The sequence below is a fragment of the Actinosynnema sp. CS-041913 genome, assembly GCF_050942485.1.
Lineage (GTDB): Bacteria > Actinomycetota > Actinomycetes > Mycobacteriales > Pseudonocardiaceae > Actinosynnema.
Genome location: NZ_CP192037.1, coordinates 4,653,893 through 4,676,300, shown reverse-complemented (window position 1 = coordinate 4,676,300; position 22,408 = coordinate 4,653,893). Strand labels below are relative to the sequence as shown.

The window sequence follows — 22,408 nt, the reverse complement described above, 5'->3', positions numbered from 1 at the left end:
CACCGCTTCGACACCCCGGGGAGAGCGATGTCGGCGACCACCCGAACGGACCTGTCGCTGGTCGACGCGTACTGGCGGGCGGCGAACTACCTGTCGGCGGGGCAGATCTACCTGCTGGACAACCCGCTGCTGACCGAGCCGCTGACGCCCGCGCACATCAAGCCCCGGCTGCTGGGCCACTGGGGCACGACGCCCGGCCTGAACTTCCTGTACGCGCACCTGAACCGGGTGATCAAGGCACGTGAGCTGAACGTGCTGTTCGTGACCGGGCCGGGGCACGGTGGTCCGGCGCTGCTCGCGAACACCTGGCTGGAGGGCTCGTACACCGAGAACTACCCGGACGTGCAGCGTGACGAGCACGGGATGCGGCGGCTGTTCCGGCAGTTCTCGTTCCCCGGCGGGGTGCCCAGCCACGTCGCGCCGGAGGTGCCCGGGTCCATCCACGAGGGCGGTGAGCTGGGGTACTCGCTGGCGCACGCGTTCGGGGCGGCGTTCGACAACCCGGACCTGCTGGTGGCGTGCGTGGTCGGCGACGGCGAGGCGGAGACCGGTCCGCTGGCCGCGAGCTGGCACGGCAACAAGTTCCTCGACCCGGCCCGGGACGGGGTGGTGCTGCCGATCCTGCACCTCAACGGCTACAAGATCGCCAACCCCACGGTGCTGGCCCGCATCCCGCACGACGAGTTGGACGCGCTGTTGCGCGGCTACGGCTATGCGCCGTCCTATGTGGAGGGTGACGACCCGGCGGTGGTGCACGGCCGGATGGCCGAGGTGCTGGACGAGGTCGTGGACGAGATCCGCCGCATCAAGACCTCGGGGCGGACGCAACGGCCGCGCTGGCCGATGATCGTGTTGCGCAGCCCCAAGGGCTGGACCGGACCGTCCGAAGTGGACGGGCTGCCGGTGGAGGGCACGTGGCGGTCCCACCAGGTCCCCTTGGCGGGCGTGCGGGACAACCCCGAGCACCTGAAGCTGCTCGAAGCGTGGCTGCGGTCGTACCGGCCGGAGGAGCTGTTCGACGAACACGGCCGCCCGAGGCCCGAACTGGTCGATCTCGCGCCGACCGGCACGTTGCGGATGGGCGCGACCCCGCACGCCAACGGCGGTCTGCTGCTGCGGGAACTGCGGTTGCCGGGCATGCGCCCGTACGCGGTGGAGGTCGCCAAGCACGGCACCACGACCTCGGAGCCCACGCGCGTGCTGGGGCGCATGCTGCGGGCCGTGTTCACGCTGAACGCCGACCAGGACAACTTCCGGCTGTTCGGGCCGGACGAGACGGCGTCGAACCGGCTGGACGCGGTGTTCGAGGTGACCGGCAAGCAGTGGCAGGCCGAGCTGCTGCCGGTGGACGAGCACCTGGACCACCGCGGCCGGGTGGTGGAGGTGCTGTCCGAGCACCTGTGCCAGGGCTTCCTGGAGGGCTACCTGCTGACCGGGCGGCACGGGCTGTTCAACTGCTACGAGGCGTTCACGCACATCGTGGACTCGATGTTCAACCAGCACGCCAAGTGGCTCAAGGTCCACCGCGGGCTGGCCTGGCGGCGGCCGGTGGCGTCGCTGAACTACCTGCTGTCGTCGCACGTGTGGCGGCAGGACCACAACGGGTTCTCCCACCAGGACCCCGGTTTCATCGACCACGTGATGAACAAGAAGGCGGAGGTCGTCCGGGTCTACCTGCCGCCGGACACCAACACGCTGCTGTCCGTGGCCGACCACTGCCTGCGCAGCCGGGACTACGTCAACGTGATCGTCGCGGGCAAGAACCTCACGCCGGACTGGCTGGGCCCGGAGGAGGCGGCCCTGCACTGCGCGCGGGGAGCGGGTATCTGGGAGTGGGCCGGCACCGCCGAGGCCGAACCCGACGTGGTGCTGGCGTGCGCGGGCGACGCGCCGACGATGGAAGTCCTCGCGGCGGCGGCGCTGCTCCGGGAACACCTGCCCGAGTTGCGGGTGCGCGTGGTCAACGTGGTCGACCTGATGCGGTTGCAACCGGAGACCGAGCACCCGCACGGCATGGCGGACCGCGAGTTCGACGCGTTGTTCACCCCCGACAAGCCGGTGATCTTCGGCTACCACGGCTACCCGTGGCTCATCCACCGCCTGACCTACCGGCGCACCAACCACCGGAACATCCACGTGCGCGGCTACAAGGAGGAAGGCACCACCACGACCCCGTTCGACATGCTGGTGCTCAACGACATGGACCGCTACCGGCTCGTGGTGGACGTGGTCGACCGCGTGCCCGGCCTGGGTCCGAAAGCGGCCGGCCTGCGCCAGCACATGCAGGACCAGCGCAACCGCCACCACGCGTGGATCCGGGAACACGGCGAGGACCTGCCGGAGGTCCGGGAATGGACCTGGCCCTACTGATGCGCGGTCTGCTGGTGGTGAACGCGGGCTCGTCGAGCCTCAAGCTGTCCGTGCTGGACGAGGACGACTCGGTGCTCGCCCAGCGGCACCTCGAACGGTGGGACGGCACTGACGGCATCGCCGACTTCCTCGCCGACGCGCCGGACATCGCCGCCGTGGGCCACCGCGTGGTGCACGGCGGGCCGGACTTCAGCGCGCCCGCCGTGGTGGACGCCGACGTGCGGACGCGGATCGAGCGCCTGACCGACCTCGCGCCGCTGCACCAGCCACGGGCGCTGGCCGGCATCGACGCCGTCACGGAACTGCTGCCGGACGTGCCGCAGGTGGCGTGCTTCGACACGGCCTTCCACCACACCCTGCCCGCCGCCGCACGGACCTACGCCCTGCCCGCGCGGTGGCGGAAGGCTTGGGACCTGCGGCGCTACGGGTTCCACGGCCTGTCCCACGCCTACGCGGCCCGGCGTGCGACGGAACTCGGCGGCGGCTCGCGGGTGGTCACCTGCCATCTCGGGGCGGGGTGCTCGCTGGCGGCGGTCCGCGACGGGCGTTCGGTCGACACGACGATGGGGTTCACGCCGTTGGCCGGTCTCGTGATGGCCACGCGCAGCGGTGACGTGGACCCGGGGTTGTTGGTGTGGTTGCTGCACAACGGCAAGCTCGACGTGTCGGACCTGGCCGACGGGCTGGAGCACGAGTCCGGCGTCCGCGGGCTCGCGGGCAACGCGGACCTCCGCGATGTCCACCGGGCGGCCGACTCGGGTTCTCGGGACGCCGCCCTGGCGCTGGAGGTCTTCGTCCACCGGTTGCGGCAGGGCATCGCGGCCATGGCGGCGTCGCTGGGCGGCTTGGACCTGCTGGTGTTCACCGGCGGCGTCGGCGAGCACGACGCCGTGGTGCGCTCGCAAACCGTTGCGGGACTTGGGTTCCTCGGTGTCGAGCTGGACGCCCGCCGCAATGCCGCGCGGTCGGCCGATGCCCTGGTCAGCAGCGCCGGCTCGGCGGTCGGCGTGTGGGTGGTCGAAGCCCGCGAGGATGTCGAGATCGCCGACGGGGTCCGTCGGACGATCGGCATCCGGCGGGGAGATTCGGGCGCGGGGCGGGATGATGCACGCGGCGGCGGATAACACGAACGCGCGTGATGAAGCGTCGTAATAGGGGTTCTTCAGGAGTTTGAAGTGGCCCGCTTGCGCGTGGGCAGCCCGAGGATGCGGTCCGGACCCCATCCTCGGGCTGCACGCCTACATCGCCTCGATGGGGACGGCTACGTGGCAGGCTTGTTCGCGACCGGCCCGCCGTAGCCGTGCTCGACGATGTGCCGCGCCGACTCGGCGTAGTGCGCGGAGTACTCGGGCAGCAAAGTGCCGAGACCATCCACATAGCGATTGAACATGCAGAACGCGGCGGCGATCAGCACGGTGTCGTGGATCTCGACGTCGGTGGCGCCTTCGGATCGGGCCTCGTCCACCAGCAGGGTGGTGACGTGCTGACCCGACTTCTGCACGGCGGCGGCGATGTGCAACAACGCCCGCAGCTTGTCGGGGATCGGCGCCGCGTCGATGTCCGCGAGAACCTCTTTGACCAGCGCCATCCCATCATCCAACTGCGCCGCCGCGATCGCCGAGTGCGAGTCGCAGCAGAACACGCAGCGGTTGAGGGCGGACACGTACGCGGCGATCAGCTCGCGCTCGCCCGGCGGCAGGGTGTGCGGGCCCCGCAGGAGCGTCTCGGCCAACTGGTTGAGCGGCCCGGCCGTCTCCGGCCGAAACCGCATGGGGCCGGTGATCCCGGGGAACAGGGTCTCGTCAACGCCTAGGTGGATATGCGCCATGATGTCCAAATTAGCGCCCGGCTCCCGAACCGCGTGCCGCGAAATGGACCAACCCGCCGACCTGGCGGACACCATTTTCGGGTTCGTGCCCAATCCGAACTTTTGCCAATAGCTGGCAACAATGTGCCGTGAAATGGAAACGACTGCCATTTCAAGTCACGGTGTGACCGGGATGTTGGTCAGACCCTTGACGGCCCTGGTCGCGGTGTTCGACGCGTACACGACGTTCGGCAGGCCGGCGCACTTCGAGGTGGACGTGATCTTGATGGCGTACTGCCCCACGCCGCCGAGATCCGAGCGGTTGTCGCGCCAGGTGTTCCCGCAGCCGTTGGCGAACGACGGGGTGGTGGCGGGGTTGTGCGTCTCGTACCCGTTGGCGAACGTGCCGGGGGAGGCGAACGTCCCCGTGTTGTCCTCGATCGTGTAGCCGATGCCCTTCACGTCGATCCACGAGTCCGCCGAGTTCTGCCCGGAGATCCCGGTGCCGTCGAACGTGTTGCCCCGGATCACCCCGTCGAACGTGCCCTCCTTGACGTCGACGGGCTCCGCCGCGATGTTCGGCCCGATCCGGTTGCCCAGCACCTGCACCCGGTCGCTGCGGTCGACGCCACCGCTGTTCCCGTGGCACGGCCAGTTCGAGTTCGCCGATCCGAGGTAGACGCCCTCGCCGTAACCCGGCTGCGCCAAGCCGGTGTCGGTGATCGTAGAGTCGCGCAGCACGCTGTCCGCCGACGAACGCCGGAAGTGCACGCCCTCCTCGTCCACGTGGTGCACGGACACCCGCGAGATCACGGTGTGGTGCGAGTCGTCCACCACGATGCCCTTCTTGGACTCGCGCACGGTGAACCCCGCCAGGTTCCAGTGCGGCGCGCCGTACAGCCACAGCCCGTAACCCGAGTCCCAGCCCGCCGTCGGCGTCGGGCAGCCGGGGCCGGTGCCGGAGGGGCCGTCGTTGACCAGCACCGCGTCGGCGGGACCGGTGAGGGTGATGGGGTCGGCCGCCGTGCCGGGCCTGGTGGTCACGAACGAGCCCCGGTACACGCCGGCCGCCAGGCGGATGGTCTGGCCGGGTGTCGCGTCCGCCAGTGCCGCCCGGAGTTGCGCGGCGGTCGAGACGTCCACGGTGGAGCCGCCGGACGCCCCGGCTTGCGCGCTGGACAGGACCACCACGCACGCCGCCACCAGAGCCGACAGACGTTTTTCCATGCCGGTGACACCCTTCGGAACAAGGGGCTTCGGGCGTCGCGGCTCCACCCTGGGTCCGGACCTTTATAGACACGGCCCGGGGGAGAGTCAACGACGGGCGGCCCGCATCCAGGTGTCGCCGAAGGCTTCGACCGCCGAACTACCGGGCTTCGACCGCGGGACTGACCGGGCTTCGACCGCCGGACTGCGCGGACTTCGGTGGCGGGACCGCCGGCCGGCGTCGGCGTATGCGAGAGTCTTCCGCGAATCGTCGGGGGGAGTGCAGCGTGGGCGCCGAGCGGCTGGCCGTGCCGGGGGATCTGCGGATGGCGCGGCAGTTGGGGCCGGTGCTCCTCGCGTCCGCGGTGACCCTGCTGCCGTTCACGGTGTTCAGCACGTACCTGGTGCACATCGCGCGGGACGCGGGCAGCGGTGTCGCGGCTACCGGCGGGCTGCGGGGACTGGGCGGGTTGGCCGCGCTGGCGGTCGGCGCCGGGTTGGCTCCGCTGCTGGACCGGGTCGCGCGGCTGCGCGCGGCGGCGGTGGGGTTGGTGGTGCTCGCGCTGGCCTCGGTGGTGGGCGCGGTGGGGCAGTTCGCCGCGTTGGTCGTCTTCTGCCTGCTGGTGGGCGTGGCGATGGCGGTGCTCAACCCCGCGTTGGGCGCGGCGGCGGCCGATCGGTACGGGGACGGGCCCGCGGCCGGGCGGGCGGCGACGCTCGTGACGGCCACCCAGTCGTTGACGGCGATGCTGGCCGCGCCCGTGGTGGCGGTGCCGGCGATGCTCTGGGGGTGGCGGGGCGACCTGCTGGCGATCGCCGTGCTGGCGGCGGTGTTGGCCGCGGTGTTCTTCACGCGGCCCGGACCGGCGGTGCCCGTGCAGGTCAAGGTCGGCTATCTCGCGTCCTACCGCAAGCTCGCGGGATTGCGGCCGGTGCTGGCGGTGGCGCTGTTGCGGACCGCCGCGTTCATGGGCTACCTGTCCTACCTCGCGGGCTTCTACGACGAGCGCTTCCGGTTGACGCCGGGGGCGTTCGCGCTGGTCTGGACGCTCAGCGGCACCTCGTTCTTCCTGGGCAACCTGCTGGCCGGACGGCTGCTCGGCGCGGACCGGATCGTCGCCCACCGGGTCCTGCCGGTCGCGTTGGCGATCGCGTCGGCCGCGGTGGTCGCGATCTTCTTCACGCACGTGTTCGCGGTGGCGCTGGTCCTCACCTCGCTGCTCGCCGCCAGCCACGCCACGGCCGCCGCGTGCGTGGTGACGCTGCTCGTCCGGCACAGCGGTGACGCGCGGGGCGCGGCCCTGGGGGTCAACGGCGCGGCGATGAGCGTCGGCATGTTCGCCGGCGCGGCGCTGGGCGGTGTCGGGCTCGGGTTCGGTGGCTGGCCGGGCGCGGCGGCGGTGTTCGGTGGGATCTCGGTGTTGGCGCTGGTCGCCGCCCTGTGGGTGCGGCACGGCGAAAAGTCGGCGGTTGCCGGGAACTGATCGGTGCTCTCCCACGACTCGTACGTCTGGAACGGTGCAGCGTGCGAGCGGAGGGACATGCACTGGTACGAGGACGACGAGCTGTGGGTGGGGTTCGCCGACGTCATATTCCCCGCGGGCCGCGAGGTGGAGGCCGCCACCTCGCCGCTGCTCGTGCGTGGCGGCCGTGCGGACTGACCGGCGGGCGGGCCTGCTCGCCGAACCAGAAGAGGCGGCCACGGGCAGTCTGGTCACGCCGTTGGCAGTGCTGTCGGTGGCGTTGGCGGTGTCGGTCGTCGTGGGCATCGCGCTCGGACCGACGACCGTGCCGTTGCCGGACGTGTTGCGGTTCCTGGGGAAAGCGGTCAGCGGCGGCACGATCCGGCCGGACGAAGTCACCGGCTACTCGATCGTCTGGCACGTGCGGGCACCCCGTGTGCTGCTCGCGGCGGTGGTCGGGGCCGGGCTGAGCGTGGTCGGCGTCGCGGTGCAGGCGTTGGTGCGCAACGCGTTGGCCGATCCGTTCGTGCTGGGCATCTCGTCCGGCGCGTCGGTGGGCGCGACGGCGGTCGTGGTGTTCGGCCTGTTCGCCTCGCTCGGGGTGTTCGCGTTGTCGACGGCGGCGTTCCTCGGGGCGCTGGGCGCGACCGTCCTGGTGTACCTGGCGGCCCGCAGCCGGTTGGGGCTGACGCCGTTGCGGCTGGTGTTGACCGGTGTCGCGCTGGCCTACGCCTTCCAGGCGGTGATGAGCGTCCTGGTCTTCCTGTCGCCCAACGGCCAGGCCGCGCAGACCGTGCTGTTCTGGCTGCTGGGCAGCCTCGGCGCGGCCACCTGGGCGTCGCTGCCGCTGGCGGCCGTCGCGGTGGTGGTGGCGGTGGTCGTGTTGCTCTGCAACGGGACCGCGCTGGACGTGCTGTCGATGGGCGACGAGACGGCGGCGAGCCTGGGCACGGACGCGGCCCGGCTGCGGCGGTGGCTGTTCGTGCTCACGGCCGTGGTGACGGGGCTGCTGGTGGCGGTGAGCGGCGCGATCGGGTTCGTCGGTCTGGTGCTGCCGCACGTGGTGCGGATGGTGGTCGGCTCGGGGCACCGCCGGGTGCTGGCCGTCGCGCCGTTGGCGGGCGCGTGCTTCCTGGTGTGGGTGGACCTGGTGGCCCGGACGCTGTTCGCGCCCGAGGAGCTGCCGTTGGGAGTGATCACCGCGTTGATCGGCGTGCCGGTGTTCCTCGTGGTGATGCGGCGGCGGGGCTACGCGTTCGGGGGCGGCTGATGGACGCGCTCCCGTTGTCGCTGCACGACGTGTCGGTGGAGATCGCCGGGTCGGAGCTGGTGCACGCGCTGCGGCTGGACCTCCGCGCGGGCGAGGTGGTCGGTCTGCTCGGACCCAACGGCAGCGGCAAGTCCACCGCGCTGCGGTGCGTGTACCGGGCGCTCACGCCGTCGTCGGGTGCGGTGCTGCTCGACGGCGCGGACCTCGCCGGGCAAGGGTTGCGGGCGACGGCGCAGCGGATCGCCGCGCTCACCCAGGACAGCCGGGCGGAGCTGGACTTCACCGTGGAGGAGGTCGTCGCGCTCGGCCGGGCGCCGCACCAGCGCGGCAACCTGCGGCTGACCGCCCGGGAACGGGAGCTGTGCCGGGAAGCGTTGCGGCGCATGGACATCACCCACCTCGCGCACCGCAGCGTGCTCACCCTGTCCGGCGGCGAGCGGCAACGCGTCCTGGTGGCGCGGGCGCTGGTGCAGGAACCGGCCGTGCTGGTGCTGGACGAGCCCACCAACCACCTGGACGTGCGGCACCAGGTGGAGCTGCTGCGGTTCCTGCGCGGCTGCGGCCTGACCGTGCTGGTCGCGCTGCACGACCTCAACCTCGCCGCCGCCGTGTGCCACCGGATCGCGCTGCTGCGCGGAGGCTCGCTGGTCGCCTGCGGCAAACCCGCCGAAGTGCTCACCCCGGACGCGGTGCGCGAGGTGTTCGGTGTCGACGTCACCCCGGTCTCCCATCCGGTGACCGGTGTTGTGCAACTGCTCTACGACCTGCCCGTGGACGGCACGACTTCCGAGGGGACCATGCCATGACCCTGTCGCGCACGACCGCCCTGCTGGCCGCCGCCGTGCTGCTGGCCTCCTGCGGGGCGAAGGTGGAGGCCGCCGGCCCGAGCGGGACGGCGGCCGGTCCCGCGACCGTGACCAACTGCGGCGAGCGGGTCGCCTACCCGAAGCCGGCCCGCCCGGTGGCCTACGACGTGTCCGGGTCGGAGAAGATGTTCTCCCTCGGGCTGGCCGACCGGATGCGCGGCTACGTCATGAACTCCCTGGGCGACCCGTCGATCGCGGGCTCGCCGTGGAAGGACGACTACGCCCGGGTCGAGCGGCTCGGCACCTCGCGGGTCACCAAGGAGATCCTGGTGCAGGCCGAGGCCGACTGGGTGATCGCGGGCTGGAACTCCGGGTTCAGCGAGGAGCGCGGCATCACGCCGAAGCTGCTCGACCAGCTCGGCATCCGCAGCTACCTGCACACCGAGACGTGCTGGGAGTACCCGACGGCCAAGGCCGAGGCGACGCCGGTGGAGGCGCTGTACACCGACCTGCGCAACCTGGGCGACATCTTCGGCGTGCGGCCGAGGGCCGACGAACTCGTGCGGGAGTTGCAGGGCCGGTTCGACGCGGTCCGGTCGGGCGCGCCGAAGGACGCGCCGCCGGTGCGGGTGTTCGTCTACGACTCGGGCGCCGACCAGCCGTACACGGCCGGGAAGCACGCCGCGCCCAACGACATCATCGCGGCGGCGGGCGGGGTGAACGTCTTCCGGGACCTGGCGGACGGCTGGGGCTCGGTCGGCTGGGAGGCCGTCGTCGAGTCGGAGCCCGAGGTGGTCATCGTGGTGGACTACGCCGACCAGCCCGCCGAGGACAAGATCACGTTCCTCAAGTCCTCGCCGCAGGTGGCGCGGACACCGGCGGTGCGGGACGACAGGTTCCACGTCATCTCCTACGGCGACCTGGTCAGCGGGCCGCGCAACGCGCAGGCCGCCGAGTCGCTCGCGACCTACCTGCGGTCGATCGGCCGGTGAACCCGTGATCGCCGTGCACGAGCACATCACGGACGCGGTCAAGACGCCCGCGCTGATCCGCCTGTCGCCCAACGTGGTGCTGGTCCGGTTCGAGACGTTGAAGGTGTACGCGGCGCTGGGCGCGGTGCGCAGGCTGCTCGCCGACAGGACCATCCACAAAGGACAGACCGTGGTCGACAGCTCCAGCGGGATCTACGCGCTGGCGCTCGCCATGGCGTGCCACCGCTACGGGCTGCGGTGCCACATCGTGGCGTCCACGACGGTCGACGCGACCATGCGCGCGCAACTCGAAATCCTCGGCGTGACGGTGGACCGGATGCCGCCGTCGGACGACCTGCGGCTCGACCAGCGCCGACGCGTCGCCCGCGTGCGCGAGCTGTTGGCGCTGCACCCGGACATGCACTGGATGCGCCAGTACCACGACCCGGTGCACTACCTCGGTTACGCGGAACTGGCCGGGTTGGTGCGGGCAGCGCTCGACCCGGGACCGCTGGCCGTGGTGGGCAGCGTGGGCACCGGCGCGTCCACCGGAGGCCTGGTGCGGGAGCTGCGCGAGCACGACGCGGATGTCCGGCTGGTGGGCGTGCAGCCGTTCGGCAGCGTCACGTTCGGCAGCGAGCGGTTCGCGGACCCGGACGCGATCATCGCGGGCATCGGCAGCGCCATCCCGTTCGACAACGTCCGGCACGACCTGTACGACCGGGTGCACTGGCTGGACTTCCAGCACGCCATGGCCGCCACCGTCGCCCTGCTGCGCGACCACGCCGTGTTCGCGGGCCTGTCCACCGGCGCGGCCAACCTGGTCGCCGGGTGGGAAGCCGCCCGCCACCCCGACCGCACGCACCTGGTGATCGGCGCGGACACCGGCCACCGCTACACCGCGCGGGTGTTCGCCCGGCACCGCGAGGCGCTCGACCCGGCGGACCTGGAGCCGGTGGAGATCGGCTCGCTCGACGACCTGGCCCCGCCGTGGTCGGCGATGGACTGGCAGCGCCGCGACCACGGCCCCAGGGTGCCCGCCCAGCTCCGCCGGAAGGACCGCGTGTCGTGACCATCGTCCTGCTGGAAGCCCTCACCTGAAGCCCTCACCTTCGGACTCGGCAGGCTCGCTGACACGGCCGACCGAGCCGGGCACGACCTGTGCCTGCTCACCGGCGACCGCTCAGGAGGCCGTCGCGTTCCCGGTGGTGCTCCCCGACGAGGAGCTGGAAGGGTGGATCGCCGACGTGTCCGGGCCGGCGCTGCACCGCGCTCTGGCGGCTGCCGGCGGGATCAGCGTGATCGTGGCGGTCTAGCAGGGAACCCGAAGACCCCGTTCCGCTGTCTCAGTAGGGTGATGCGACCGCGACACAGGGGGCGTTGATGGCGGAACTGCCGGACGAGACACCGGACTTCGGGCCGTACCGCATCCTCGGGATGCTCGGCCAGGGCGGCATGGGGGTGGTGTACCGCGCGTACGACACGGTCAACGACCGGATCGTGGCGCTGAAGAAGCTGCCCGCGTCGGTCGCCGACCCCGAGTTCCGGGCCCGTTTCCAGCGGGAGTCGCGGCTGGCCGCCGCGCTGAGCCACCCGAACATCGTCCCGGTGCACGACTTCGGCGAGATCGACGGCCAGCTCTTCCTGGACATGGTGCTGGTGGACGGGATCGACCTGCGCCGGATGCTCGGCCAGGGCGCGGTCGACCAGGACCGGGCGATCGCCATCCTGCGCCAGGTGGCGCGGGCGCTGGACGCCGCGCACGCGAGCGGCCTGGTGCACCGGGACGTGAAGCCGTCGAACATCCTGGTCGACGGCGCGGGGAAGGCGTACCTGGCGGACTTCGGCATCGCGCGGGAGACCTCGTCGGACGCGACCGTGCTGACCCAGTCCGGCGACCTGATCGGGTCGTGGGACTACATGGCCCCGGAACGGCTGTCGCGCAGCCAGGTCGACGGGAAGGCCGACCAGTACTCGCTGGCCTGCGTGCTGTTCGAGTGCCTGACCGGCTGGCTGCCGTACCCGGCGGACGACATGGCCGCCAAGGTCGCCGCGCACCTGTTGCAGCCGCCGCCCGCGCCCTCGGTGTTCGTGCCGACCATCACCCCCGCGCTGGACGCCGTCGTGCTGCGCGCGCTGGCGAAGGAACCCGCCCGCCGGTTCGAGTCCACCACCGCGATGATCGCCGCCGCCGAGGCCGCCGCGTACTCCGGGGAGACCGGGCGGTCCGCGAACCCGACGCTGCCGGGTCCGTCGAAGGAACGCGACCAGGGCAGGCTGGTCCGGGCGATCGTCCGGTCGTCCGGCGCGCGCCGGCCCGCGACCCGCAAGCTCGGGCAGCCGGCGGTGTGCCCTTATCCCGGCCTGAGCGGCTTCGAGCGGGCCGACGCCGCGCTGTTCCACGGCCGCGAGCACGTGGTGACGGACCTGCTGGTGCGGCTGGCCGAACAGCTCGACGGGGGCGAGCCGGTGGTGGTGGTCGGCGCGTCCGGGTCGGGCAAGTCGTCCGTGCTGCGGGCCGGGCTGCTGCCCGCGCTCGCGGGCGAGGCGTCGGACCGGGAGTGGCCGCAGGTCGTGCTGACGCCCGGCCCGGACCCGATCCGCGGGCTGGCCACCGCGATGGCCGCCCGGTCCGCGGCGCCCGCGGCGGAGTGGGCGCGGGTGATCCGCGAGACGCCTGCCCGGTTCGGCGAGCTGTGCGCGCGCTCGGTCGGCGACGCGACGACCCGCCCGGTGATCGTGGTGGACCAGTTCGAGGAGCTGTTCACCTACGGCACGCCCGAGTCCGACCGGCTCGCCTACGCCACCGCGCTGGCCTCGGCGAGCCCGGCCGCCGTGGTGCTCGCGGTCCGCGCCGACCTGGTGGACCGGTGCATCGAGCTGGCCGCGCTGCGACCCGCCCTGAGCGCGCCCGTGATGCTCGGCCCCATGGACGCCACCGAGCTGCGGCAGGCGATCGTGACACCGGCCCGCGACGCGGGTCTGGAGGTCGAGCCCGGTCTGCCCGAACGGCTCATCGCCGACCTCGGCGTGCGTGGCGAGATCGGCTACGACCCCGGCGCGCTGCCCAGGCTCGCGCACGCACTCCGCGAGACGTGGAACCACCGCGAGGGCGACGTGCTGACGCTCGCCGCGTACCGCCGGGTGGGCGGTATCGACGGCGCGGTGGCCCGCACCGCCGAGGAGATCCACGACCGGCTCGACCCGATGGGCCGCCACGCGCTGCGCACCACGTTGCTGCGGATGGTGACGGTGTTCGACGACGGCACGGCGGTCCGGCGGCGGGTCGACCCGCGCGAGCTGCCCGCGCCCGCGATCGTGGACCACCTCATCACCGCCCGGCTGGTCACCGTGGACGGCACGGGCGCGCGGCTGAGCCACGAGGCGCTGCTCACCGCGTGGCCGCGGCTGCGCAACTGGATCGACGAGGACCGCGCCGGCCTGATCCAGCACCGCCGGTTCACCGACGCGGTGCGGGTGTGGGCGGAGTCCGGGCAGCACGCCGACGACCTGTACCGGGGCGTGCGGCTGGCGGCCCTGTCGGCGTGGCTGGACACGGCCCGCGACCGGGTCCGGCTCCAGCCCGTCGAGCAGGAGTTCCTGATCCGCTCCAACGCGGCGGAGCAGGCCGGGCACGTCGCCGAGCGCAAGCGGACCCGGCGGCTGCGCTCACTCGTCGCCGCGCTGAGCGTGCTGCTCGTGGTGGCGTCGGGCGCGGTCGCCGTGGCGACCGTCTCACAACAGGCCGCGAGCGAGGAACGTGACCGGGCGGAGACGTCCGGGCAGCTCAACCTGGCCCGGCAACTGGCCGCCGAGGCGTCCCTGGCCCGCGGTGTCGACCCGCGCCGGAGCGCGTTGACCGCGCTCGGCTCGTGGCAGGCGGGCGACACCGTCGAGAGCCGCAGCGCGCTGCTCGCCGCCCAGTCCGACAGCTACCGGGGGCGGATGACCGGCCACGAGGGCCCGGTCTCGTCCGTCGCGGTCAGCGGTGACGGCAAGATCGCCGCGACCGGCGGGCGGGACGGCACGTTGCGGCTGTGGGACGTGCCGACCCGGCGCGAGGTGGCCGTGCTGGGCGAGACCGGCGGCTGGTACCGGACCCTGTCCATGAGCCGGGACGGCTCGCTGCTGGCCGTGGCGAACCCGACCAAGGAGAACGTCACGCTGTGGGACGTGGCCGAGCGCAAGCTGATCAAGCGGCTGCCCGGCATCGCCATCGACACCGCGCTCTCGCGGGACGGCAGGACCCTCGCCGCCCACACGGCCCGGGGCGTGGTGGTCTGGGACGTCAAGACGTGGGCCGAACTGGCCGTGTTCCCGGTGCAACCGTCGATCTTCATGGCCTACAGCGCGGAGGCCGGGCTGATCGCGACGACCTTCAACGAGAAGGTGGAGGTGCACCGGGTGAGCGACGGTGCGCTGGTGACCACGTTGACCGCGCACACCGCGGACGTGTCGGCGATGGCGTTCGACCCGACCGGCACGACCATGGCCAGCGCGTCCATGGACGGCACGATCCGGCTGTGGGACACCGCGCAGTGGACCGCGCGCCAGGTGCTGTCCAGTTCCGAGGGCGGGCTCAGCGCGGTGACCTTCAGCCCCGACGGGACAACCGTCGTGGGCAGCGGCATCGGGACCAGCGTGTACGCGTGGGACTCGGCGAACGGCATGCCGGTGGCCCGGCTGGCGACCCGCTCGGTGACCACGTTCGGCGTGGCGGTGACCGGTGACGGGCACACCCTGCTCGGCGTGGACTCGGCCGGCGAGGTGACCGTGTGGTCGCTGCTGCGCTCCACCTTGGGCAACCGGGCGGGCGCGGTCATCGGGGTGGCGTTCCAGCCGGGTGGCGACCTGCTCGCGTCGGTGGACGGCAGCGGCCGGATGCACCTGTGGGACAGCGCCAAGAGCGACCTGGTGAAGCGGGTGGACGCGCACAAGGGCGCCGGCTACGACGTCGCGTTCAACCCGGACGGGTCGGAGTTCGCCACCGTCGGCGAGGACGGGGTGCTGGTGGTGTGGAAGACCGACGGCACCGAGGCGCGGCGGTTCAGCAGGCCGGGCACCGTGTTCACGGCGGTGCGGTTCAGCCCGGACGGCGAGCTGATCGCGGTCGCGGGACGCACGCCGATCGGGTCCGACAGCGACGACCGCGACGAGCTGCTGCTGCTCAAGACGTCCGACCTGTCGGCGTCGCCACTGCGCCGCCCGACCCGGGACCAGCCGCGCAACGACCAGGGCAACGAGGCGACGTCCAACTACCCCAACGGGGTCGCGTTCAGCCCGGACGGCAGGACGCTGGCGGTCACGCTGTCCGCCGGCAAGGTCGGGCTGTGGAACCTGGTCGACCCCGGCGCCGAGTGGACCGTCCTGCCCGGCCACGACGGCATCGCGATCGACGCCGAGTTCAGCCCGGACGGCACGACGCTGGCGACCGCGGGCTCGGACCGGGTCGTGCGGCTGTGGCGGGTGCGGGACGGGGAGCAGGTCGGCACGCTCACCGGCAGCGACTCGACCGTGCGCCGGGTCTCGTTCAGCCCGGACGGCAGGACGCTGGTCGCGGCGAGCCAGGACACCGTGCTGCGGCTGTGGGACGTGGACCGCCGGCAACTGCTGGCCCGGCTCGACCGGCACGAGGACCAGCTCAACGACGTGGCGTTCGACTCGACCGGCACGCGGGTGGCGAGCGCCGGGGCGGAGGGGGTGACGCGCACCTGGAACCTGGATCCGGGGCACGGCACGAAGGTGCTGTGCGGGCTGCTGGACCGGGACACGCTGGCCGCCGAGTGGAGTGCGCTGGGTGGGGAGCGGGGCGATCCGCCGACCTGCCCGAACTGAGGCCGGTCGGGGCTGGTCGGGGTCGGGCCGCTCGGGTCGGAGCTGGGCCGGTCGTGGAGGAAGGCGTTGTCCCGCACGGGGCCGCCGAGCTGAGGAGGGGTGCGATGCCGCGGGTCGTGGTGCGCGGGTCCGGGATGGGCTCGGTGGTGGTGCGGCCGGGGGAGTCGCTGGTGTTCGGCCGCGCTCCGCACCCGGCGGCGCAGGCCGGGTCGGGGCGGATCGCGTTGACGTTGCCGGAATGCGCGCCGCACGTCTCGCGGCTGGTCGGCGAGCTGGTGGTGGGCGCGGACACCGTGACGCTGCACTGGCTCGGCGCGGGGGAGGCTCAGTTGTCGAGCCTGTTCGACGCGCCCGGCGGCGCGCGGCGGGTGATCCTGGCCCGGTCGATGTCGGCGCTGCTGGACGCGGGCGAGAACCAGCTCGTGCTGTTGCTGGGCCGCCGGGGCGAGCAGGGTTTCGCCGACCTGGTGCTCAACATCGACGTCGAGCAGGCGGCCACCGCGCCGCCGGAACTGCCGATGGGCGAGGACACCCTGACGGGGCCGGGGCTGGTGCGGGGCGGCCGGGACTGGTTCGTGGCGCTCGCGCTGTGCGAGCCGTGGCTGGCCGGCAACGACGACTACCCGCGCCCGCCGTCGAACAAGGAGATCTACGAGCGGGTGCGGCAGTGGCACGGCTACACCTGGAACCTCCAGCGCCCGCAACGGGTCGACGACGCCATCCGGGTCATCTCGGCGATGGCGTTCGGGGTGGCGGACGACCCGTTCCTGGCGCCGCACGTGGGACGGTTGCAGAACATCCGGTTCGCGGTCGCCCGGCGGGCCGCCGAGACGCGGCTGGTCACGTCGGCGGACCTGGCCGAGGTGGAGCGGGCGGCGCGGAACCGGAAAGTTCCACCCGCGCCGGGCTCGTCGGGTGACGCGGCCGGTCACTAGCCTTTGCGGCGATGAGGAATTCCTTGCGGAGCCCGGAAGTTCCATCCGGGCGCCGGTTCCCGCTGTCGCGAAAGGACCGCGCCATGTCCCAGCCCTCCCCGTTCGACCCGCCCGCGTCGCCCGACCGGCCGGTGCGCGCCAAGAAGGGCGTGGGCACCATCGTGCTGCTGGTGCTGCTCACCCTGGCGAACACGTTCGTGCTGCTGGTCGCCCTGCTCGGGACGATCGACCTGGTGGACCGCGGTCGGGACTGGGGCGACGTGCGGTTAAGCGCGCTGGTCTTCGCCACCCTGGTGAGCGCCGTCTCCGTCATCGGGCTGGTCGGGGCGTGGATGACCCGGAAGTGGGGCCCCCGGCTGTACGTGGCCACGGCTGCGCTCGGTCTGGTCGTCGGCCTGGTGATCACGGAGGGCGCCTTTTCGCCGCTCAGTCTGGTCGGGATCGGCCTGGCCGTCGGGCTGCTGGTCATCGCCGAGAACAACTGGTAGGCCGAGCGGCGAGGACCGGGTCTCGGTGACCGCCGATGGTGTGCCGAGAGGCGCGGCCATCGGCGGCATGCCCGCGGGTGGAGTGCCCATCGGCGGGTACGTGAAGGGCGTGCCGGCAGGAGGTGTGCCGAGCGGCCCCGGTCCAGCGCCCAAGCCCGGTCCGGCGGCCCAACCCGGCCCACCGAGCGGACCCGCGCCCGGTCCACCCGCCGAGCCCGGCCCGCCGATCGCGCCGTGGTTGCCGACCGTGCCCGGAGCACCGACGGGGAGTGGTTCGGGCACCGCGCTGGGACCACCGCCCGCGAGGCGCTTGCGCCGCGTCAAGGCGATGGCCGTGCCCGCCGTGGCGGTGGCGATCGCGATTCCGCCGCACAGCACCGCGAACACGACGAGCAGCGTCGTCGGAGAACTGCCGGCCTGCCCGCCCTTGTCGGTGGCCAGCCTGCGGTACTCGGTGGCCTGCTGGTGGCCCGGCGAGCCCGCCAGCACGGCGTCGAAGTACTCCACCGCACCGTCGTAGTCGCCCTCGAAGTACCGGTCCAGCCCGGTCCGGTAGTCCTTGTCGTGCTGACCGACGCCGACCGCGATCCCCTTGCCCTTGAGGATGTCCACCAGGGTCTGGGACGACGCCGCGAAGTTGAACGACTGCGTCTCGCCCGGCGACCCCTGGCTCACCAGGCCCACGATGCCGCCCTGCATGTCGACCACCGGCCCACCGCTCATGCCGTGCGTCGCGGCGGCGCTGAACTCGTAGAACGGCCGGCCCGACTGGGTGCGGCGGGCGGAGATCTGGCCGTTCTTGTTGCTCGGCTCCAGGCTCGGGTCGACCGTCGCGTTGGTCGAGCCCGGGTAGCCGATGGCCAGGATGGGTGTGCCGACCGGCGTCTGGTCCTGGCGGATCTCCATCGACGGCAGGTGGTCGCGCGGCACCTTCAGCACCGCCACGTCGCCGTCGGCGGGAGCCACCAGGTCGACCACGGTCGCCGGCGCGATGTCGCGGACCTGCTCCCCGTCGCGCGCCTCCATCCGCTCGACCTGGATCAGCCGGTCCACCGGGCTGTCCGGGTTCGCGCCCTCCGCCAGGCCGTGCTCGGCGAACTCCGTGCGGGCCTTGGCGGGATCGCGCACGCGGCCGGTCCGGCCGAGGTCGGCGATGGCGGCCTCGAACAGCGCGCCGCCACCGCCCAGTGGTCCGGTGTGGACGCAGTGGCTGGCGGTCGCGACGTGGCCGTCCGGGCTGATCACCGCGCCGCTGCAGGACGTCTTCACCTCGTAGCCGGCGGTGCCGCCGAACACCTCGCCGGTCCGCTTGTCGCGCACCCAGCCGTGCCACGTCACCGAGATGTAGACGATGCCCGGCCGCGCCATGGCGGCGGCGCGCTCCTCGGGGCTGGACGGCTGCGCGGCGGCAGGCAGCGGAATCAGCGCGAGCATCGCCGCCGCGCCGAGCATCGCCTTGACCCGTGCCATCAGCCGTACACCCCGGAACCGTCGGTCCGCACCCACACGGCCCGGTAGCCCGACGCGTTGCTCTCGACGACCTGGTTGCCCTCGCACGTGTAGTCGTCCACCTCGTTGAGCGTCGCGGTGGGTTCCTGCGGCTGGGTGTTGATCAGGCCGCGCTGGTCGTAGTAGGACCAGCTCAGCGTGGTCGCGGTGCGGGCGAGGTAGGTGATCTGCTTGTCGTTCGCGGTCCACTTGAAGTCGACCTGCCCGTTGCCGACCACGCGCAGCTCGTTGCCCTGGAAGGTGCTGCTGAGCACGACGTTGTCCTGCCGCTCGATGGCGGTGCCGTCGGCCCGGAACTCGTAGCGGCGACCGCTGCTGGTGAACCGCATCGGCTCCTCGTCGGTGTAAAACTTGATCATGAACTGCTCGTCCACCGCGCGCCACGAGCCGACCAGGCACATCGGCAGGCCGGCGGCCCGGCTAGTGGAGGTGCGGGGGGTCGGCGACGTGCGGTCGCCGTCCGCGACGGGACCGTCCCGGCCGGGGCGGTCGTCGGCCACCGCCACGGCGGTCAGCACGGAGGCCGCGACCACCGCGCACGCGGCGACCGCGAACAGTGTGACCACAACGGATCTGGCAGGCGGACGGGACGGATCGCTCACGGTCCCATGGTATTGATCTCCCCTTCCGCGCCGGAGCGCAACGGCGCGGAAGTTTCCGGCCCGTTACGCCCCGGTCGGGCCTGCTGGTGCGGATAGCGCAATCGCCGGTCGGGCGAGCACTGCGGGTCGGCGAGCACTGCGGGTCGGGCGAGCGCTGGGAGTGGGATGGGCACTGCGGATCAGGCGAGCACTGAGGTGGGACGGGCACTGCGGGGTCGGGTGGGCAGTGCGGGTCAGGCGAGCACCCCGAACTCCAGCGCGGCCAGCCGTCGCGGGTCGGCGATCACCTCGTAGCGGGCGATCCGGTCGTCCACCACGACGATGGTCAGCGCGAGGCGCAGTCGTCCGTGCGGTGCGACGACCGCGCCGACGGTCCCGTCCACCAGCGCGGGTTCGGCGTAACGCGACTTCGCCGCGAGGACCACGGTCTCCTCCGCCACGGCCCGTGCGCCCCGCGCCAGGAACGGCGTGCCCGGCGGCAGGATCGACGGGTCGGCCACGCGCACCACGTCGGGGGCGAGCACGGCCAGCAGTCCGGTCAGGTCCCCGCCGCGGGCGGCGGTGAGGAACGCCTCCACGACGTGCCGGTTCCGGGTGATCTCGGTGTCCGGCAGCACGGGTGTGCCCCGCACCCGCAGGCGGGCACGGCTGGCGAGCTTCTTCGTGGTCGCGGTCGTGCGTCCGACGATCGGCGCGATCTCGTCGAACGGCACGGCGAACAGGTCGTGCAGCACGAACGCGACCCGTTCGGCCGGCCCGAGCGCGTTCAGCACGACGAGCAGCGCGCGGCCCACCGACTCGGCCAGCAGCGCCTCCTGCTCCGGGTCGGCGTCGGAGGCCTGGTCCGGCACCTGCTGCCCGACCGGCTCCTCGGGTCGGGTCTTGCGGGCGCGCAGGACGTCCAGGCACACCCGGGACACCACGGTGCGCAACCACGCCGCGAGGTTGTCCACGCCGTCCGCGTCGACCCGGCTCAGCCGGAGCCACGTCTCCTGCACCGCGTCCTCGGCTTCGCCCAGCGACCCGAGAATGCGGTAGGCGACCCCGAGCAGCAGGCCGCGGTGGGTCTCGAAGCGTTCCGCCAACTCGTCCACGGGTCACCTTTCCTCATCGCGTCACGTCGACGTGATGACGAGGTGGACACGAGCGATGTGACAGGGAGAAACCTGCCGATGACCGATATCACAACCCGCCACGCCCTGCTGGAACCGGTGGACCTGCGGGACTTCCACCTGCCCAACCGGGTGGTGATGGCGCCCATCACGCGGGCGCGGGCGGCCAACGACCTGCTCGTGCCGACGGAGCTGCACGCCGCCTACTACGGCCAGCGGGCCAGCGCGGGCCTCATCGTCACCGAGGGCACGTGGATCAGCGAACGGTCCATCGGTTTCGTCGACGTGCCCGGGATCTACCGCGCGGAGCAGGTCACGGCGTGGCGGCGGGTCACCGACGTGGTGCACGCCCTGGGCGGCCGGATCGTGCAGCAGCTTTGGCACGGGGGACCGGAGACGCCCGCCGGGATGTCCGCCGCGGACATCAAGGCCACGATCGCCGATTTCGCCGCCGCCGCCGAGAACGCCCGCCGTGCCGGCTTCGACGGGGTGGAAGTGCACGCCGTCGGGCAGTTCCTGCTGCCGCAGTTCCTCAACGCGAAGGTGAACCGCCGGACCGACGGCTACGGTTCGGCCCGCGGCAAGCTGCTGTACGAGGTGGTCGACGCGGTCGCCGAGCCGTGGGACGGGCGCCGCGTGGGCGTGCGGCTGTCGCCGTACTGGTCCACCACCGAGAACTTCGCGCCGGACGAGGAGACGCTGACCGCCTACGACGAGTACGTGACCACGCTCAACGACCACCCGGTGGCGTACCTGCACCTGCGTGGCCGGGAGACCGGGTCGCCGGACTTCGCGTCGATCGACCGCTACCGGCGGCAGTTCGACGGGCCGCTGATCGCCAACCTCGGCTTCGACCGCGAGTCGGCGAACGCGGTGGTGGCGGCCGGGATCGCCGACGCGGTGTCGTTCGCCACGCACTACATCGCGAACCCGGACCTGGTCGCCCGGTTCGCGCTGGACCGCGAGCTGGCGTCCGGTGACCCGGCCACGTACTACCGGGGTGGGGCGGGCGGTTACGTCGACTACCCGGAGAGCCGATAGGGCGACCGCGACTTCGGCACTCTCAGGCGAGGTTTTGGAAGCGGGCCGAGGCGGTGGTCAGGGCGTCCACGCAGGCGCGGATCACCCCGCGGTCGTCGTCTTCGGCGCGGTTGATCGCGTAGATCGTGCGGTTGAGGGCCGGGCGGGTGGTCAGGATCCGCACGCCGTCCGGCACCGAGTCGCGGCCCAGCCGGGGGACGGCCGCCGCGCCCACGTTGCCCGCGACGAGGGCGAGCTGGGTCGGGTAGCTGCCGATGGTGCAGCCGATCCTCTCGTCCATGCCCTGCTGCCGCAGCACCCGCGCCAGCCAGTCGTAGCAGCCCGAGCCCGCGCTCCAGGCGATCCACGGGATGTCGTCGACCTCGGCGAGGTCGACGGTCTTGCGGTGCGCCAGCCGGTGGCTCGCGGGCAGGGCGAGGTCGGCCACGTCGGACAGCAGGGTGGTCCGCGAGGTGGTCGGCGGCAGGGTGACGGGGCGGTGCTCCCAGCTCTCCACGACCGCCACGTCCAGCCGGCCGTCGACCACCTTCGGCACGGTCTCCTCGGCTTCGCCCTCGTGCAAGGTCACCTCCAGGCCGGGGTGCTGGGCGCGCAGCGCGGCGAGCACGGGTGGCAGGAGAGCGTGCACGGTGGTGGGGATGGCCCCGATGCGCAGCGGGCCGGTGATGTCCTCGCGCAGCAGTTCCAGGTCTTCCCGGGCCTTCTCGACCTGGGCGAGGATGCTCGCCGCGTGCCCGGCCAGCACGTGACCGGCGGTGGTGAGGCGGACGGTGCGGCCGTGCGGCTCCAGCAGGCGCTGCCCGGCCTCGCGTTCCAGCTTGGCGAGCTGCTGCGACACGCCGGACGGGGTGACGTGCAGCGCGGACGCCGCTGCCGCGACCGTCCCGTGGGTCGCCACGGCGTGCAGGGCACGCATCCTCTCCAAGCCGAACACGGTAGGGATACTACCGATATCCGCTGAAGAACATTCGCTTGTCCTTGATGGTCGTCGGG

At 72.5% G+C, this 22,408-nt stretch carries 16 protein-coding genes; 10 read left to right on the top strand and 6 right to left on the bottom strand.

Annotated features, from left to right (window positions below; all coding sequences use genetic code 11):
* Window positions 1–27 precede the first annotated feature (27 nt).
* Together ACQPZF_RS21730 and ACQPZF_RS21725 are read left to right on the top strand one after the other, a co-directional pair.
* On the top strand, window positions 28–2,370 hold the full coding sequence (locus ACQPZF_RS21730; RefSeq protein ID WP_433259833.1) for a phosphoketolase family protein: 2,343 nt from the start codon (window positions 28–30) through the stop codon (window positions 2,368–2,370).
* Window positions 2,352–3,494, top strand: coding sequence for an acetate/propionate family kinase (locus ACQPZF_RS21725; protein WP_433259832.1), 1,143 nt, complete (start codon window positions 2,352–2,354; stop codon window positions 3,492–3,494). The genes ACQPZF_RS21730 and ACQPZF_RS21725 overlap by 19 nt, the downstream gene beginning before the upstream one ends.
* Window positions 3,495–3,631: 137 nt before the next feature.
* Here the strand turns inward: ACQPZF_RS21725 and ACQPZF_RS21720 are convergent, their stop codons facing one another.
* Window positions 3,632–4,198, bottom strand: coding sequence for a carboxymuconolactone decarboxylase family protein (locus ACQPZF_RS21720; RefSeq protein ID WP_433259831.1), 567 nt, complete (start codon window positions 4,196–4,198; stop codon window positions 3,632–3,634).
* A 156-nt stretch (window positions 4,199–4,354) separates the two neighbouring features.
* Window positions 4,355–5,404 (bottom strand): right-handed parallel beta-helix repeat-containing protein, encoded by a 1,050-nt coding sequence (locus ACQPZF_RS21715; RefSeq protein ID WP_433259830.1) that lies wholly within the window; start codon window positions 5,402–5,404, stop codon window positions 4,355–4,357.
* 266 nt (window positions 5,405–5,670) lie between these two features.
* Between ACQPZF_RS21715 and ACQPZF_RS21710 the strand changes: the two genes are divergently transcribed.
* From ACQPZF_RS21710 to ACQPZF_RS21680, 7 genes are all read left to right on the top strand, one after another.
* Window positions 5,671–6,867 carry an MFS transporter gene (locus tag ACQPZF_RS21710; protein WP_433259829.1) on the top strand — a complete coding sequence of 399 codons (1,197 nt, stop codon included), beginning with the start codon at window positions 5,671–5,673 and terminating at the stop codon, window positions 6,865–6,867.
* Between the two features lie 190 nt (window positions 6,868–7,057).
* On the top strand, window positions 7,058–8,116 hold the full coding sequence (locus ACQPZF_RS21705) for a FecCD family ABC transporter permease (protein ID WP_433274648.1): 1,059 nt from the start codon (window positions 7,058–7,060) through the stop codon (window positions 8,114–8,116).
* Window positions 8,116–8,922 carry an ABC transporter ATP-binding protein gene (locus ACQPZF_RS21700; protein ID WP_433259828.1) on the top strand — a complete coding sequence of 269 codons (807 nt, stop codon included), beginning with the start codon at window positions 8,116–8,118 and terminating at the stop codon, window positions 8,920–8,922. The genes ACQPZF_RS21705 and ACQPZF_RS21700 overlap by 1 nt, the downstream gene beginning before the upstream one ends.
* A complete protein-coding gene (locus ACQPZF_RS21695; RefSeq protein WP_433259827.1) occupies window positions 8,919–9,914 on the top strand; it encodes an ABC transporter substrate-binding protein in 996 nt (331 codons plus the stop codon). The genes ACQPZF_RS21700 and ACQPZF_RS21695 overlap by 4 nt, the downstream gene beginning before the upstream one ends.
* A gap of 13 nt (window positions 9,915–9,927) precedes the next feature.
* A complete protein-coding gene (locus ACQPZF_RS21690; RefSeq protein ID WP_433274646.1) occupies window positions 9,928–10,965 on the top strand; it encodes a pyridoxal-phosphate dependent enzyme in 1,038 nt (345 codons plus the stop codon).
* 311 nt (window positions 10,966–11,276) lie between these two features.
* Complete coding sequence (locus ACQPZF_RS21685) at window positions 11,277–15,728, top strand: protein kinase domain-containing protein (RefSeq protein WP_433259826.1); 4,452 nt, start codon at window positions 11,277–11,279, stop codon at window positions 15,726–15,728.
* Window positions 15,729–15,832: 104 nt separating this feature from the next.
* Window positions 15,833–16,663: a hypothetical protein gene (locus ACQPZF_RS21680; protein ID WP_433259825.1), complete on the top strand. Its 831-nt coding sequence runs from the start codon at window positions 15,833–15,835 to the stop codon at window positions 16,661–16,663.
* Window positions 16,664–16,929: 266 nt separating this feature from the next.
* On the opposite strand, the gene ACQPZF_RS21675 is transcribed toward ACQPZF_RS21680, so the two are convergent.
* From ACQPZF_RS21675 to ACQPZF_RS21665, 3 genes are all read right to left on the bottom strand, one after another.
* Window positions 16,930–18,621 carry a trypsin-like peptidase domain-containing protein gene (locus tag ACQPZF_RS21675; protein ID WP_433259824.1) on the bottom strand — a complete coding sequence of 564 codons (1,692 nt, stop codon included), beginning with the start codon at window positions 18,619–18,621 and terminating at the stop codon, window positions 16,930–16,932.
* Window positions 18,621–19,262: a hypothetical protein gene (locus tag ACQPZF_RS21670; protein ID WP_433259823.1), complete on the bottom strand. Its 642-nt coding sequence runs from the start codon at window positions 19,260–19,262 to the stop codon at window positions 18,621–18,623. The genes ACQPZF_RS21675 and ACQPZF_RS21670 overlap by 1 nt, the downstream gene beginning before the upstream one ends.
* A 233-nt stretch (window positions 19,263–19,495) precedes the next feature.
* Window positions 19,496–20,356 (bottom strand): sigma-70 family RNA polymerase sigma factor, encoded by an 861-nt coding sequence (locus ACQPZF_RS21665; protein WP_433259822.1) that lies wholly within the window; start codon window positions 20,354–20,356, stop codon window positions 19,496–19,498.
* 78 nt (window positions 20,357–20,434) lie between these two features.
* On the opposite strand from ACQPZF_RS21665, the gene ACQPZF_RS21660 reads away from it, so the two are divergent.
* Window positions 20,435–21,415, top strand: a complete 981-nt coding sequence (locus tag ACQPZF_RS21660) for an alkene reductase (protein ID WP_433259821.1) — start codon at window positions 20,435–20,437, stop codon at window positions 21,413–21,415.
* A 22-nt stretch (window positions 21,416–21,437) separates the two neighbouring features.
* Here ACQPZF_RS21660 and ACQPZF_RS21655 read toward each other — a convergent pair whose 3' ends face one another.
* Window positions 21,438–22,349 carry a LysR substrate-binding domain-containing protein gene (locus ACQPZF_RS21655; protein ID WP_433259820.1) on the bottom strand — a complete coding sequence of 304 codons (912 nt, stop codon included), beginning with the start codon at window positions 22,347–22,349 and terminating at the stop codon, window positions 21,438–21,440.
* Between the last annotated feature and the right edge of the window lie 59 nt (window positions 22,350–22,408).